This window comes from Protofrankia sp. CiP1_Cm_nod3 (assembly GCF_982290655.1).
This window is the reverse complement of sequence record NZ_CEVIVD010000271.1, coordinates 2012-2768: the sequence shown is the minus strand read 5'-3', so window position 1 is coordinate 2768 and position 757 is coordinate 2012. Positions and strand designations below refer to the sequence as shown.

General features: G+C 69.4%; 1 pseudogene. It reads left to right on the top strand.

Annotated features, from left to right (window positions below):
• Window positions 1–757: pseudogene (locus tag AC5LUJ_RS24125) on the top strand (AAA family ATPase); the annotation flags it as partial.

Sequence of the window (757 nt, the reverse complement as noted above, 5' to 3'; positions counted from 1 at the left end):
CAACTTCCACGCCGCGCTGACCCAGCTCGGCGACCGGGCGACGTACTTCTACTCCGGGTCCGGCAAGTACTGGTACGACCTTCAGCCCAACATCACCCGCACCGCCAAGGACCAGGCCGAACGCCTCTACAAGGAAGACGTGTGGAAGGAGGTCGTCACACGGCTGCTCGGCCAGGGCCGCCTGAAGGGTGACTTCGCCGGCGTCCACGTCTGCCCGGAGACCAACGCCGACATCCCCGACACCAGCGAGGCGCGCCTCGTCATCCTGCACCCGAAGTTCGCCCACAAGCGGGGCGCCGGGTCGGCCGCCAAGGACTTCGCCCAGAAGGCGACCGAGCAGCGCGGCAGCTCCAACCGGACCAACCGCAACATGCTCGTCTACCTCGCCCCCGACGAGGCCCGGCTGGAGGAGCTCGACACCGCCACCCGCGACCACCTCGGCTGGAAGCACGTCCTCGACAACGAGGCCGGCCTCGACCTGACCCAGAACCAGAAGAAGCAGGCTACCCAGCGCCAGGCCCAGGCCGACCAGACCGTCACGGCCAGGCTCCTGCAGACCTTCACCTGGGCGCTCGTCCCGGCCCAGCCGGACCCGAGCGCGCCGTTCCTCATCCGCGAGACCAAGGTCGAAGGACAGTCCCACTCGCTCGCCGAGCGGGTCTCCCGCCGCCTCGGCAACGACGGCGACCTCTCGACACGGCAGGCCGCGTCGACGATCCGCCTGGCGATCGGCAAGGTCCCGCAGATCTGGAAGGAC